Source organism: Pseudomonas sp. S150 (assembly GCF_004526365.1).
Taxonomy (GTDB): domain Bacteria; phylum Pseudomonadota; class Gammaproteobacteria; order Pseudomonadales; family Pseudomonadaceae; genus Aquipseudomonas; species Aquipseudomonas putida_A.
In genome coordinates, this window is sequence record NZ_CP038207.1 from 5,024,012 (window position 1) to 5,036,911 (window position 12,900).

Here is a 12,900-nt window from a genome sequence, read left to right on the forward strand (position 1 = left end):
AAAAAGAGGCCCTCAGGGGCCTCTTTTTTATGCAGCGGTTTTATCAGTCCGGCTTGCCGTTGATCACACCGGCGGTGTTGTCCATCAGGCTCTTGGTCGCCGTTTGCAGGAACGCTTCCAGCTTGAGCTTCAGTTCGGCGGTACGCGGTGCGTCCGGAATGATCTCGGCAGAAGGGTTCGCGCCCAGTTGGTACTGGTAGATCTTCGGCGCCATTTCCTTCTCTTTCGGCAGCACCAGGATCTGATCGGCAGTGACGATGGCAGTGGTCTGCTCGCTACCCGACGGCTTGATCACACCGAAACCGGTGTCGCCGGCCGGCAGGTTGAGCAGGTCGCGGCCCCAGCACTGGTGACGCACTTCGCCACCCAGACGGCCCATGATGGTCGGCACGATGTCGATCTGGGTGCCCACGGTGTGGTCGCGGGTGCCGAACTTCTCCTGGATGCCCGGAGCAATCATCAGCATCGGCACGTTGAAGCGGCCCAGGTCCATTTCGGTGATCTGGCGCTCGTTGCCGAAACCGTGGTCGCCGACGATCACGAACAGGGTTTCCTTGAAGTACGGCTCTTTACGCGCCTTCTCGAAGAACTGACCCAGTGCCCAGTCGGCGTAACGCATGGCGGTCAGGTGTTCGTTGAGGCTGCCACGATCGGTCACGCGCTCCACCGGCAATGGCGTCGGCAAGGCGTACGGCGTGTGGTTGGACAGGGTTTGCAGCAGCGCGTAGAACGGCTTGCCGTTTTCCCGTGCCTTCAGCTCCTGCAGACCACGGTCGAACATGTCCTGGTCGGACACGCCCCAGGTCGGATCGGAGAACACCGGATTGACGAAGTCGTTACGACCCACGAAGTTGGTCATGCCCTGGTTACTGAAGAAGCCCGACTGGTTGTCCCAGGCGAAGTCGCCGTTGTAGACATACACGTCGTCATACTTGCGCGCGCTGAGCAGCTGCGGCAGACCGGACAGCTTGTGGCTGCCTTCCGGGGTCTGCATCAGGTATTCGAAACCAGGCAGGTTCGGGAAGCACGCCATGGTCGCAAACATGCCCTGGTGGGTATGGGTGCCGTTGGAGAAGAAGCGGTCGAACAGCAGGCCTTCCTTCGACAGTTTGTCGAGGTAAGGTGTGATGTTGCCCGGTGCGCCCAGGGCGCCGACCGAGTGACCGGCCATGCTTTCCATCAGGATCACGACTACGTTCTTGATCGGCAGGGTCTTGTCGGCCGGCGGCGTGTAGTCACGACGCACGGCAGCGATGTCGGCATCGACCAGTTTGTCGTCCGGCATCACCAGCATCTCGCGCACCACTTTCTGCGCCTGTTCCTGCGGCAGCGTGGCTTTCCAGATGTTGTTGCGATCCTCGCCCATGCGGTCCTTGGCAGCGGCGATCAGCGACAGCGTGCCGTTGAGGCCGAGCTGGTTGGCGAAGTTCGATTCGGTGGTGTACACGTCACCCCAACGCAGCGGCGGGCCCTGACGCAGGGTGCCACGTGCGGCTACGACGCAGATCAGCAGGCAGACCACGAACACCGCCAGGCGGGTGTACCACGGCGCCACCTGACGGGTGCCGACGTTGCCACCGCTGAACGGGCCGCGTGGACGGGTCGCACGGTCGGCGCCCTTGAAGGCCAGGGTCAGGATCACGGTGCCGATGACCCACGCCAGCAGGTAACGCACTACCGGGAAACCGTACCAGAGCATGCTCATCACGGTTTTCGGGTCTTCCTTCACGTACTGGAACACCAGGCCGTTGAGGCGCTGGTGGAACTCGCGGTAGAAGTCCATTTCCATCAGGCCGAGGAACAGCGCGATGCTCGACGCCACGGTCAGCCACAGACGGAAGAAGCCACGCGCAGCCATCGCCCGCGCACTGAACAGTGCCAGCAGCAGCGGAACGCAGACGTAGACCACCAGGCGCAGGTCGAAACGCAGGCCGTTGGCGAAGGCTTCGAGGAAGGTCGAAGCCGGGGTATCGAGGATCATCTCGCGGTTGTAGACCAGCAGCGCGAGGCGCAGCACGGAAAACATCACCATCATGACCAGGGCACACAGCAGCGTGTAGGCCAGATGCGATTTGACGGTCGGTTGCAGCAGGCGAGTGGAAGATCGCTGCTGATTCAGGGCGTCCGGGTTTGCCATGTCGTTTTAGGACCCATTGGAAGTTGAAGTTGCAAAATACAGCGGCGCCATGCCCTCTTTTGGCCATTCCAGGCCCCGGGGCGTGCGCGGTGCGCAAATGTTGCACGATCAACGGCAGCATTGCCATTGATTACTGCCCCATTGCCCGACTCTTTCATACAAGCATTCGGACGGGGGACAAACCGAGTTGCGCGGGCGAATTGTCTGGAACACTTTGTGAAAATTTCGTCCAACGCATATCTGGAAACACAATATAACGACAAAACAAAACGCCCCGATTCGGTCGGGGCGTTTTGCTGTCAGCGCGAAGAATTACTTCTCGGCGCGTTCTTTCAGGGCTTTCAGCGTATTGAACGGCGCATCGACCACGAACTTGTTGGCGATCATGCTCGGCACGCTGCCGCCGGGCTCAGTGTGCACCTGATAGGTCACTTCGACTTGATCACCTTTGGGTACGAACTTCCAGAACCCTTTGACCTGAGCGACACGGACAAAGCCTTTCTCTTCGGGAAGGTACTTCGGCACGCCTTCGAGGTTGCGGGTCAGGCTGCCATCGGCGCCCTCAACGGTGGTGATGTGCAACACCGAATCACGCGGGGTCACTGGCCACGGCGTATTGAATTGGGTATAGGTCCAGCTCTGATCGCCCTCGTGCTTGAGCAGTTTCTGGGTTTTGCATTCGTGAATCCAGGCGCAGGCTCCGGCCACGTCTTCCTGCAAGGCACGCAGTTTGGCAACGGTGGTCTTCATCAGGGCAACACCCTGATAGGACTTGTAATCGGAACCCGGCACTTCGGCCAGCGAGACCTTGATCCCGTCCTGTTCCTTGGCGACCTTCCAGTCTTCGGCCTGAGCCATCGAAGTAGCCAGCACAGCGGTCAAACCACACAACACAGCGATACGATGCAGCGAACCCATAGTCTTATTCCTTATTGTTGAAGTTCCGTTCGTTTGACACATCACGCCGCCGTCATCTGCTCCCACCAGCCGATCAGTTTGATCGCTTCCTCGGAGCTGCTGCCACAGACTTCGACATCGGCGGCAAATCCTGAACAGACCGCCGGACGCTCCGGCTGACCGAAAATGCTGCACAGGTTTTCGACCGAGAGTTGCACGCAACGTTCGCCGGCAGGTTTGCCGTTGGGCATGCCCGGAATGGCAGAGCTGATGGAAGGGGCAATGCAGCAAGCGCCACAGCCTTCACGGCATTTCATGACGAGCAAGTCCTCGCGACGGGCAATGTGTTAAAGAGACACGGACAGAGTAACCGCTAAAACGGTTGTTTCAAATTCCCTGGACCGGGGTTTTTACCGATAACTGAATGTGACTGACCAGTCTCCGACAAAGCGTCTGGTTCGCGGGTCACGGCTCGATTGAATTTATTGCTTGAACTCGAAATCCAGCGCAGCGCCTTCAATATCGCGGCGCTCTTCGTTGCGCAGTTGCAACTGCATTTCGTTGCTGAGCAGGCGGCCGTTGAGCTGGAAGCCGCTGTTCTTCTCGCCGAACATCTGCGGCAGGATCGCCTCGTGTTTGGGCATCGACACAGTACCGGCAGGTTTGAGTTGCTGAACCATGTCTTTGGGCAGGCTCAGGTCCAGTTTGGCCGGCGGCAGTCTGGTTTTAGCCACCTCACTGGCCGATTTCGACTTGGAAGCGACCGGGGGACGCTTCTTCACCGGGGCGGCTTTCTTCTGTGAGGCTTTCTTAGCCGGTGCTTTTTTATCCGCAACGGCTTTTTTGCTCGCGGCCGATTTGCTTGCCGGGGTGGACGTTGCGGGCTTTTCCTGAACGGCAGCTGCCATGACACCGGGCGCATGGCCCATCGTCAACACACCAAGCAAAATCCAGACAGCAGGCAAAATCGCTTTCATGAGCCCCACAACACTAACGGCAGAGGGCCATATGCTCGCCTGTTGAGTGTCACAAGACAAGCACGGTGCGCCACTCGTTCAGAAACCGCCTGCGGTTTCCTGACACAGTTGAGTCGCCAGCAAACCGAGGGTCATCAGCGCCCTTTCCGCCTCGCGATTCCACGGCGTGCCGCAATTCAGGCGGATGCAGTGGTTGAACTGCTCGGTATTACTGAAGATCAGCCCCGGCGCAATACTGATGCCCTGCTGCAAGGCGCGGACATGCAATTCCTGGGTATTGACCCTGCCCGGCAGACTCACCCAAAGGATGAAACCGCCCGTGGGCCGGGTCATTTGCGTACCCTCGGGGAAGTACTGCTGCACCGCCAGCTGGAACGCGCTGAGGTTTTTCCGGTATTCCTGGCGGATGTACCGTAAATGCCGGTCATAACCGCCATTTTCCAGATAAGCGGCAATCGCCATTTGCGTGACGCTGCACGCCGAATGCGTGGTGAAGGTCTGCAGACGCTGGATTTCCTGCTGATACTTGCCGGCGATCATCCAGCCGACCCGCACGCCCGGCGACAAGGTCTTGGAAAAACTCGAGCAGTAAATCACCCGGTCCAGCCGATCGTAGGCCTTGAGGGCTTTGGTGCGGCCCTGTTCGAACATCAACTCGCCATAGATGTCGTCTTCGACGATCTGGATATCGAAGTCCGAGGCCAGACGCAGCAATTGTTTCTGCCGTTCTTCCGGCATGGTGCCACCCAGCGGATTGCTCAGCCGGGTGGTCAGCACCAGCGCCTTGATCGACCATTGGTTGGCCGCCAGTTGCAAGGCTTCCAGGCTCATGCCCGTGGCCGGGTCGCTGGGAATCTCGATCACTTTCAGGCCCAGCAGATCGGCCAGTTGCAGCAGGCCGTAATAAGTTGGCGACTCGGCAGCGATCAGATCACCCGGACGGGTCAGCACCCGCAGCGACATCTGCAGCGCATCGACGCAACCGTGGGTGATCACCACTTCCGACGGATCGACCACCACGCCAGCATCGCGCATGCGAATCGCCACTTGCCGGCGCAGCGGTTCGAAACCGGGGCTGAACATGTAGCTGAAAGCGCGAGGGCTATGGAATCGGGTGACCTTGGCCAACTGCTGATGCAATGCGCGCACCGGGAGGTAATCGACACTCGGCACCGCCGCGCCCAACGGGAAAACCCCCTCGCGCCGCGATTCGACCAACACTTGCTGAATAATGCTGGCGCGGGTGACCAGGCCTGGGCGTTCGACCCGGGCGATATCCGGTGTCGGCGCCGTCAGGGCCGGGGTCTGGTGCACGTAGTATCCGGACTGCGGCCGTGCGCGGATCAGCCCCTGATCCTCGAGATTGGCGTAAGCCTGCAACACCGTTGCATGGCTGACATTGAGCTGCGAACTCATCTTGCGCACCGACGGCACGCGTTCGCCGGGCTGATAGACACCGCGCCGGATATCTTCCGCCAGTTGTTGAGCAATACGTTGGTAGAGCAAGAGGTTGGTCATGACGCAGCACTCGATTTCACGGGCATTTTATTCTTGTGTGAAACAATACCGGAACAGTTTAGAAGTGTACTGGGACAGTTGCCACCATAGTCGACCGTACAGTGCAGTGTCAGCTACAACTGTACGGATTTGCGCGCTATTCGACAGACGTAAAAAAGCCCGGCGCTGCATGACAGGCCGGGCTTTCCAGAGACGCAGCCCTCAGCGGGCGGCGCCGAGCTGGCCTTTTTCGTCGGAAAACACAATTTCCACCCGACGGTTCTGTGCCCGCCCGCGCTCGGAAGCGTTGGCGTCCACCGGGTACTCGTCGCCGTAACCTTCGACCTGAATGCGCTTGTCCTCAATTCCGAGGTCCATCAACACATCGGCCACCGCTTGCGCGCGATCACGCGACAGCTTGAGGTTTTCCTGTTTGCCACCGGTGCTGTCGGTGTAGCCCTCGATACGCACCACGCGTTTCGGGTTGAGCTGCAGGAACTGCACGATCTTCAACACCACGCGATTGGCCGAGTTCTTCAGCTCCGCCTCGCCAGTGTCGAACAGCACGTCACCGAGGGTCATCACCAGACCGCGATCGGTCTGTGTGGTGGCGAGCGCGACGATCTGTTCTTCGAGCCACTTGCCCTGCTGCTGCACGCTCAGCAGTTTGGACTCACGCAGGGCCAGTTGCAGGCGCTGGCGTTCCAGCTCCAGCTTCGCCGCACGCTCTTCGTTGAGCACCAGATTGGTGTGTTCGCGGGCGATTTCGCTGTAACGCTGACTCAGGTAGGCGTAATGCGCGACATCCCAGCCGCTGCCCCAATAGGTCGACAGGCGATCAGCACGGGCCAGCGATTCACCGGCGCGGATCACGTCCTTGGGCGCGATACGCAGCACATTGGAATCTTCCTTGACCTTCTGGAAGTCGCTGCTGGCCTGCTGCAAGGCGGCTTCGCTGTGTTGACCGGCGCAACCGTAGAGGCTTGCACAACCGGCCAGAATCAACCCGCCGAGGGCTTTGGACTTGAAGCTCATTGGGCATCTCCCAGTTGCTTGCGCAGACGGATGATGCGGGTGTTGAGCACATTGAGTTGCTCTTCGCTCTTTTGCGTCAGCACTTTGGCTTCGGCCAGACGCGCATCCAGCTCGGCCTGTTCGGCGCGCATGCGGGCGTTCTTGAAAGACTCGTCGGTCATGTTGCCCTTGGCCCGGTTGAACTTGTCTTCGGCCAGTTTCATTTCCGGCAGTTCATCGGCGGTCGCACCGACAGCTTTGGCCTGGGTGATGGCCTGCTCGGTCAAACGCATTTGCTCATTGGGCGCAGGATCGTTGGCGCAGCCGGCCAGGGCCAGAACGGCCATGGCCGCGAAAAGAGGTCGAATACTCACTAAGAATCCCTACTGTTTTGGGGCACTGACAGGTGGCTGCGGCTGTTGCTGCTGGGCCTTCCAGCGCTCGATGTTGCGTTGCAGCGCGGCTTCGGTCAGTCCGGACGCGGGCAATTCTGTCATCTTTTTAGCGAGCTGTCCGCGCAACCACGGATCGTTGCAGGCCGAGTTGTGCGAAACCGCGAGGAACAGTCCCGGTCGGTCGATCGGTTGCTCGAAGGCCAGCAGATCATTGGCCATGCCCAATGCCTGCGCGGCGGCCATGCCCGAGTAGCGCCCGGCGAGTACGTATTCCACTTCACCCAGCAGAAGTTTCTGAAAGGCTTGAGTGATGTTTGCCGTCCGGGTCAGGGTCAGATTCTGCTCGGCGAAAGTGCCGAATGCCTGGGTCATTCGAGACTTTTCCGACAGCCCGCCGGTGTGCCCGTGCAGATCCCTGGCTTCGCTGTAGACCAGCGTTGAACCCTTGCGCGTCCACACCAGATAGTCGTTTTCCAGCAACGGCGGATAGATGTAGTCGAGGTTTTCCAGCTCGTTGAACATCAGCGGCGTGTCGGCCAGCATGTCCATGCGCCCGCTGCGTACTTCATCAAGGGCCTGCGCGCGTTTGCCGGCGTAGAGCAGCTCGACCTTGATCCCCAGATCCTTGGCCACTTGCTGCAACAGGTCGGCACTGGCGCCGATCAAGTGCTTGGGATTCTGCGGGTCCTGCCACAGGTACGGCGGCGCATCCGGGCTGCCGGTGACGACAAGGCGCTCGCATTTGCCGGCGGCCGCAGCCATCCCCGGTAACAGGATCAATCCCAATAACAACCCGCGGCGCAGATCCATGGCAAAACACTCCCACGCAAATTCGAGACAAAAAAAAGCCCGACCATAAGGCCGGGCTCTTTATAAGTGAAGCTGCCGGATTAGACCAGCTTCTCCAGCTCAGGTACCGCTTCGAACAGATCCGCCACCAGACCGTAATCGGCCACCTGGAAGATCGGCGCCTCTTCGTCCTTGTTGATCGCAACGATCACTTTGGAGTCTTTCATGCCGGCCAGGTGCTGGATCGCGCCGGAGATACCGACGGCGATGTACAGCTGTGGCGCAACGATCTTGCCGGTCTGACCGACCTGCATGTCGTTCGGGACGAAACCTGCGTCGACTGCGGCGCGCGAAGCACCGACGGCGGCGCCCAGCTTGTCGGCCAGAGCGTACAGGTGTTTGAAGTTGTCACCGTTCTGCATGCCGCGGCCGCCGGAAACGACGATCTTGGCAGCGGTCAGCTCTGGACGATCGGACTTGGCCAGTTCTTCGCTGACGAAGCTGGAAGTGCCGGCGTCGTGCGCAGCCGCTACGGCTTCAACAGCCGCCGAACCACCTTCAGCGGCAACCGGGTCGAAACCGGTGGCACGCACGGTGATCACTTTGATCGCAGCGGTCGATTGCACGGTAGCGATAGCGTTACCGGCGTAGATCGGACGCTTGAAAGTATCGGCGCTTTCTACCGAGATGATCTCGGAGATCTGGTCAACGTCCAGCGCAGCAGCAACGCGCGGCAGGATGTTTTTGCCGTTGGACGTGGCGGCAGCCAGGATGTGGCTGTAGCCCTTACCCAGCTCTGCAACCAGCGGCGCAACGTTTTCCGGCAACTGATGCGCGTAAGCGGCATTGTCAGCGTTCAGGACTTTGCTTACGCCAGCGATTTTCGCAGCGGCTTCAGCCACAGCGCCAGCGCCCTGGCCTGCAACCAGCACGTGAATGTCGCCGCCGATTTTGGCAGCAGCAGCCACGGTGTTCAGAGTGGCCGGGGCCAGCACTTTGTTGTCGTGTTCAGCAATAACCAAGATAGTCATTTAGATTACCTTCGCTTCGTTTTTCAGTTTCTCGACCAGTTCAGCCACCGACTTGACCTTGATGCCCGCGCTGCGTGCAGCCGGCGCTTCGACTTTCAGGGTCTTGTTGGTGGAGGCGGTGGAAACGCCCAAAGCGTCCGGAGTCAGCACTTCGAGAGGCTTCTTCTTGGCTTTCATGATGTTTGGCAGGGACGCATGACGCGGCTCGTTCAAACGCAGGTCGGTGGTGACGATCGCTGGCAGTTTCAGCGAAACGGTCTGCGCGCCGCCGTCGATTTCGCGGGTCACGGCAACGCTGTCGCCAGAGACTTCGACTTTCGAGGCGAAAGTGCCCTGACCGTAGCCGCTCAGTGCAGCGAGCATCTGGCCGGTCTGGTTGTTGTCGCTGTCGATCGCCTGTTTGCCCAGGATCACCAGCTGAGGCTGTTCCTTGTCGACCACAGCCTTGAGCAGCTTGGCCACGGCCAGCGAAGTCAGGTCTTCAGCGGATTCGACGAGGATGGCGCGGTCGGCACCCAGAGCCAGTGCGGTACGCAGCTGTTCCTGAGCGGTGGTCGGGCCGATGGAGACGACGACGATCTCAGTCGCAACACCTTTCTCTTTCAGGCGTACGGCTTCTTCCACTGCGATTTCGCAGAACGGGTTCATCGACATCTTGACGTTGGCGAGGTCTACGCCGGAATTGTCCGCCTTGACGCGGACCTTGACGTTGTAATCCACAACGCGTTTGACAGCTACAAGAACCTTCATGGATTCCTCGTTACTCTCCGGTGAAAAGAAAGTCGCCTAGGCGAACCTGGCGGTTGATGCTCATCGGGCACAAGGGCACCTCTAAAAACGCCGGCTAGTGGCGATGACCGTTCGTCAGTGGTGACCAACAAGTCATTGAATCGCACGGTGTGTAAACTGCGCGCCGGACTTGCGCTGCGCATCACCTTGTACTGCCTGTGCCCTGTCTTTAGAGGTGCTCTTGAAACCGCCAGTCTGCCTACGGCGAGCGCAAAACCGCCCGTATCTTGACCGGAACGCCTATTCCGGTCAATACGGCAAAATGGCCGTTCATAAGCCGTGCTTCTTTGATTTCTCTGGGCTGGAGCCGATTCAAACAAACGTTTGTATTGGACGCTCGGAGTGGTGTAGATATAATGCGCCGCCTAGAGAGAAAGGTGGTTTGCCCATTATTACCCTTGACGTTAACGTAAAGGCAATAACGGATATGACACCGAACCTCCAAATTAGAAAAAAAACTGTTGAGCCTTGAGTAGGAGATAGCCTGTGGAACGCGAATACATGGAATTCGACGTGGTCATCGTCGGTGCCGGCCCCGCTGGCCTGTCCGCCGCCTGCCGTCTGAAGCAGAAGGCCGCCGAAGCCGGTAAGGAAATCAGCGTCTGCGTGGTCGAAAAAGGCTCCGAAGTCGGCGCACACATCCTTTCCGGTGCCGTGTTCGAACCACGTGCTCTGAACGAACTGTTCCCGGACTGGAAAGAACTCGGCGCCCCGCTGAACACCCCGGTCATCCGCGATGACATTTTCGTGCTGAAAAACGCCGACAGTGCGCAGAAAATTCCTGACTTCTTTGTGCCCAAGACCATGCACAACGAAGGCAACTATATTATTTCCCTCGGCAACCTGTGCCGCTGGCTGGCCCAGCAGGCCGAGAACCTCGGCGTGGAAATCTACCCGGGCTTCGCCGCTCAGGAAGCGCTGATCGACGAAAACGGCATCGTGCGCGGGATCATCACCGGTGATCTGGGCGTCGACCGCGAAGGCAACCCGAAAGAAGGCCTGTACACCCCGGGCATGGAACTGCGTGGCAAGTACACGCTGTTCGCCGAGGGCTGCCGTGGCCACATCGGCAAGCAACTGATCAAGCGTTACAACCTCGACAGCGATGCCGACGCTCAGCACTACGGCATCGGCCTGAAGGAAATCTGGGAAATCGACCCGGCCAAACACCAGCCAGGTCTGGTGGTGCACACCGCCGGTTGGCCGCTGGACATCATGGGCACCGAAAACACCGGCGGCTCGTTCCTCTATCACCTGGAAAACAACCAGGTAGTGGTCGGTCTGATCGTTGATCTGTCTTACAGCAACACTTACCTGTCGCCGTTCGACGAGTTCCAGCGCCTCAAGCATCACCCGGTGCTGGCCCAGTACCTGGAAGGCGGCAAGCGCGTCAGCTACGGCGCCCGTGCGATCTGCAAAGGTGGCCTGAACTCGCTGCCGAAAATGGTCTTCAAGGGCGGCGCGCTGATCGGTTGCGACCTCGGCACCCTGAACTTCGCCAAGATCAAAGGCAGCCACACTGCGATGAAGTCCGGCATGCTCGCCGCTGAATCGGTGGCCGACGCGCTGTTCGCCGAAAAGGATGGCACCGAAGAGCTGACCTCCTACGTCGACGCGTTCAAGAAGAGCTGGCTCTACGACGAACTGTTCGCCAGCCGTAACTTCGGCCCGGCGATCCACAAGTTCGGCGCGATCGTCGGCGGTGGTTTCAACTGGCTGGACCAGAACATCTTCGGCGGCAAACTGCCGTTCACCCTGCACGACACCAAGCCGGACTACGCTTGCCTGAAACTGGCGGCCGACTGCAAGAAGATCGACTATCCGAAGCCGGACGGCAAACTCAGCTTCGACAAACTGAGCTCGGTGTTCATCTCCGGTACCAACCACGAAGAAGAACAGCCGTGCCACCTGAAGCTGACCGACCCGAGCATCCCGATCAGCAAGAACCTGCCGCTGTACGACGAACCGGCGCAGCGCTACTGCCCGGCCGGCGTCTACGAAGTGATCACCAAGGAAGACGGCGAAAAACGCTTCCAGATCAACGCCCAGAACTGCGTGCACTGCAAGACCTGTGACATCAAGGACCCTTCGCAGAACATCACCTGGGTCACGCCGGAAGGCGCTGGCGGCCCGACTTACCCGAACATGTAAGCCGTATCGCTGAACAACGAGGCTCCCGAAATGGGGGCCTTTTTGTTGCCCAGGTTTTCTGTTTCACCACAAAACAACTGTGGGAGCGGGCTTGCTCGCGAATGCGGTGTGTCATTCAGCCCATTCATTGACTGATACACCGCATTCGCGAGCAAGCCCGCTCCCACAAGGGATCTTAATCGACTCAGGCAACGCGTTCGTCGCCAGGGCTACGCTCGAAGTAGCGCTTGTACTCGCGACTGAACTGCGACGTACTCTGATACCCCACCCGATGCGCCACCTGCGCCACGCCCAGCCCCTCGGCGACCAGCAAGGTCTGCGCCTTGAGCAGGCGCAAGCGCTTCAGGTACTGCACCGGCGACAACAGCGTGCTGCGCTTGAAGTGCTCGTGGAAGGACGACACGCTCATGTTCGCGCAACTGGCCAGAGTCTCGACGTTCAGCGGCTCGGTGTAATGCGCATGCAGATGACTGATCGACGCCGCCACCCGGGCGAACTGTCCCTGCTGTTCGACTAGCGCGCGCAACACATCGGCCTGTGGACCGCGCAGCGCGGTGAACAGCAATTCACGCACCCGCGCCGGCCCGAGAATCTGCCGCTCCAGCGGATCGTGCAGGCAGCGCAACAAGCGTTCGACGCAGCCGCGCATGTCATCGTCGAGCACCACCGAGGTCATCGACTCCGGCGTTTGCGCCGGGATATGCCGCCCCGGCGCCAGCCCCATGGCCAGCACCAGCTCGCCGAGCAGCACCCGGTCGATGGCCACCGATACCCCCAGCAACGGCGCATCCGGCAAGGCAAAGGTTTCGCACTCGAACGGCACCGGCAGCGCCTGAATCAGGTAGTGCCCGGCACCGTACTCCATGGTGCGCGGGCCGAGGAACGCCAGTTTGCTGCCCTGAGCGATGATCATCAGGCTCGGCTCATAAATGTGCGGGCCACGCGCCACGTCGCAACTGGCGCGCAACACCTGCACGCCGGGCAACCCGGTCTGGCTGTAACCATCGCAGAGCGCCAGCGGCTCGATCAGCGAAACCAGCGTGGCATTGGCATCAAGGTGACGGGTCAACTGCATCGGAGGGGTCTTCAAAAAAGTCACGGAAAAAGGCATGCAAGCATCATCGCAGATCCTTTTGCCAATGCGCTTGCCCAGACCTGCATGCCGGAGGATTAGGCATGAGACCCGGAGGAATCGTCATGGCCGCAGCGGCAGACGGCGCCCA

General features: G+C 59.8%; 12 protein-coding genes. 1 reads left to right on the forward strand and 11 read right to left on the reverse strand.

Going from position 1 to position 12,900, the window contains the following annotated elements; genetic code table 11:
• Nucleotides 1-43: 43 nt before the first annotated feature.
• The 10 genes from E3Z29_RS23195 to E3Z29_RS23240 form a co-directional block, all read right to left on the reverse strand.
• Nucleotides 44-2,137: an LTA synthase family protein gene (locus E3Z29_RS23195; protein ID WP_098964992.1), complete on the reverse strand. Its 2,094-nt coding sequence runs from the start codon at nucleotides 2,135-2,137 to the stop codon at nucleotides 44-46.
• Between the two features lie 312 nt (nucleotides 2,138-2,449).
• Nucleotides 2,450-3,055, reverse strand: coding sequence for an START domain-containing protein (locus E3Z29_RS23200; RefSeq protein WP_027612394.1), 606 nt, complete (start codon nucleotides 3,053-3,055; stop codon nucleotides 2,450-2,452).
• 41 nt (nucleotides 3,056-3,096) lie between these two features.
• Nucleotides 3,097-3,351 (reverse strand): YkgJ family cysteine cluster protein, encoded by a 255-nt coding sequence (locus E3Z29_RS23205; protein WP_041069283.1) that lies wholly within the window; start codon nucleotides 3,349-3,351, stop codon nucleotides 3,097-3,099.
• Nucleotides 3,352-3,516: 165 nt separating this feature from the next.
• Nucleotides 3,517-4,011, reverse strand: coding sequence for a translation initiation factor 2 (locus tag E3Z29_RS23210; RefSeq protein WP_098964993.1), 495 nt, complete (start codon nucleotides 4,009-4,011; stop codon nucleotides 3,517-3,519).
• Nucleotides 4,012-4,089: 78 nt separating this feature from the next.
• Nucleotides 4,090-5,529 carry a PLP-dependent aminotransferase family protein gene (locus tag E3Z29_RS23215; protein ID WP_003226969.1) on the reverse strand — a complete coding sequence of 480 codons (1,440 nt, stop codon included), beginning with the start codon at nucleotides 5,527-5,529 and terminating at the stop codon, nucleotides 4,090-4,092.
• Nucleotides 5,530-5,730: 201 nt separating this feature from the next.
• A complete protein-coding gene (locus tag E3Z29_RS23220) occupies nucleotides 5,731-6,543 on the reverse strand; it encodes an OmpA family protein (RefSeq protein WP_134787057.1) in 813 nt (270 codons plus the stop codon).
• Complete coding sequence (locus tag E3Z29_RS23225; RefSeq protein WP_047598756.1) at nucleotides 6,540-6,896, reverse strand: DUF4398 domain-containing protein; 357 nt, start codon at nucleotides 6,894-6,896, stop codon at nucleotides 6,540-6,542. The genes E3Z29_RS23220 and E3Z29_RS23225 overlap by 4 nt, the downstream gene beginning before the upstream one ends.
• A gap of 9 nt (nucleotides 6,897-6,905) precedes the next feature.
• Nucleotides 6,906-7,727, reverse strand: coding sequence for an ABC transporter substrate-binding protein (locus E3Z29_RS23230; RefSeq protein WP_098964995.1), 822 nt, complete (start codon nucleotides 7,725-7,727; stop codon nucleotides 6,906-6,908).
• A gap of 80 nt (nucleotides 7,728-7,807) precedes the next feature.
• Entirely contained in the window at nucleotides 7,808-8,737 is a 930-nt protein-coding gene (locus E3Z29_RS23235; protein WP_007961977.1) for an electron transfer flavoprotein subunit alpha/FixB family protein, read from the reverse strand.
• Nucleotides 8,738-9,487 carry an electron transfer flavoprotein subunit beta/FixA family protein gene (locus E3Z29_RS23240; protein WP_134787058.1) on the reverse strand — a complete coding sequence of 250 codons (750 nt, stop codon included), beginning with the start codon at nucleotides 9,485-9,487 and terminating at the stop codon, nucleotides 8,738-8,740.
• A 525-nt stretch (nucleotides 9,488-10,012) separates the two neighbouring features.
• Here E3Z29_RS23240 and E3Z29_RS23245 point away from each other — a divergent pair.
• Complete coding sequence (locus E3Z29_RS23245) at nucleotides 10,013-11,677, forward strand: electron transfer flavoprotein-ubiquinone oxidoreductase (protein WP_134787059.1); 1,665 nt, start codon at nucleotides 10,013-10,015, stop codon at nucleotides 11,675-11,677.
• Nucleotides 11,678-11,861: 184 nt separating this feature from the next.
• Here the strand turns inward: E3Z29_RS23245 and E3Z29_RS23250 are convergent, their stop codons facing one another.
• Entirely contained in the window at nucleotides 11,862-12,752 is an 891-nt protein-coding gene (locus E3Z29_RS23250) for an AraC family transcriptional regulator (protein WP_007961974.1), read from the reverse strand.
• Nucleotides 12,753-12,900 lie beyond the last annotated feature (148 nt).

Bases quoted from the DNA above. Each gene is read 5' to 3' on its own strand.
- E3Z29_RS23195 (WP_098964992.1), bottom strand. From the start codon at position 2,137: ATGGCAAACCCGGACGCCCTGAATCAGCAGCGATCTTCCACTCGCCTG.
- E3Z29_RS23200 (WP_027612394.1), bottom strand. From the start codon at position 3,055: ATGGGTTCGCTGCATCGTATCGCTGTGTTGTGTGGTTTGACCGCTGTG.
- E3Z29_RS23205 (WP_041069283.1), bottom strand. From the start codon at position 3,351: ATGAAATGCCGTGAAGGCTGTGGCGCTTGCTGCATTGCCCCTTCCATC.
- E3Z29_RS23210 (WP_098964993.1), bottom strand. From the start codon at position 4,011: ATGAAAGCGATTTTGCCTGCTGTCTGGATTTTGCTTGGTGTGTTGACG.
- E3Z29_RS23215 (WP_003226969.1), bottom strand. From the start codon at position 5,529: ATGACCAACCTCTTGCTCTACCAACGTATTGCTCAACAACTGGCGGAA.
- E3Z29_RS23220 (WP_134787057.1), bottom strand. From the start codon at position 6,543: ATGAGCTTCAAGTCCAAAGCCCTCGGCGGGTTGATTCTGGCCGGTTGT.
- E3Z29_RS23230 (WP_098964995.1), bottom strand. From the start codon at position 7,727: ATGGATCTGCGCCGCGGGTTGTTATTGGGATTGATCCTGTTACCGGGG.
- E3Z29_RS23235 (WP_007961977.1), bottom strand. From the start codon at position 8,737: ATGACTATCTTGGTTATTGCTGAACACGACAACAAAGTGCTGGCCCCG.
- E3Z29_RS23240 (WP_134787058.1), bottom strand. From the start codon at position 9,487: ATGAAGGTTCTTGTAGCTGTCAAACGCGTTGTGGATTACAACGTCAAG.
- E3Z29_RS23250 (WP_007961974.1), bottom strand. From the start codon at position 12,752: ATGCAGTTGACCCGTCACCTTGATGCCAATGCCACGCTGGTTTCGCTG.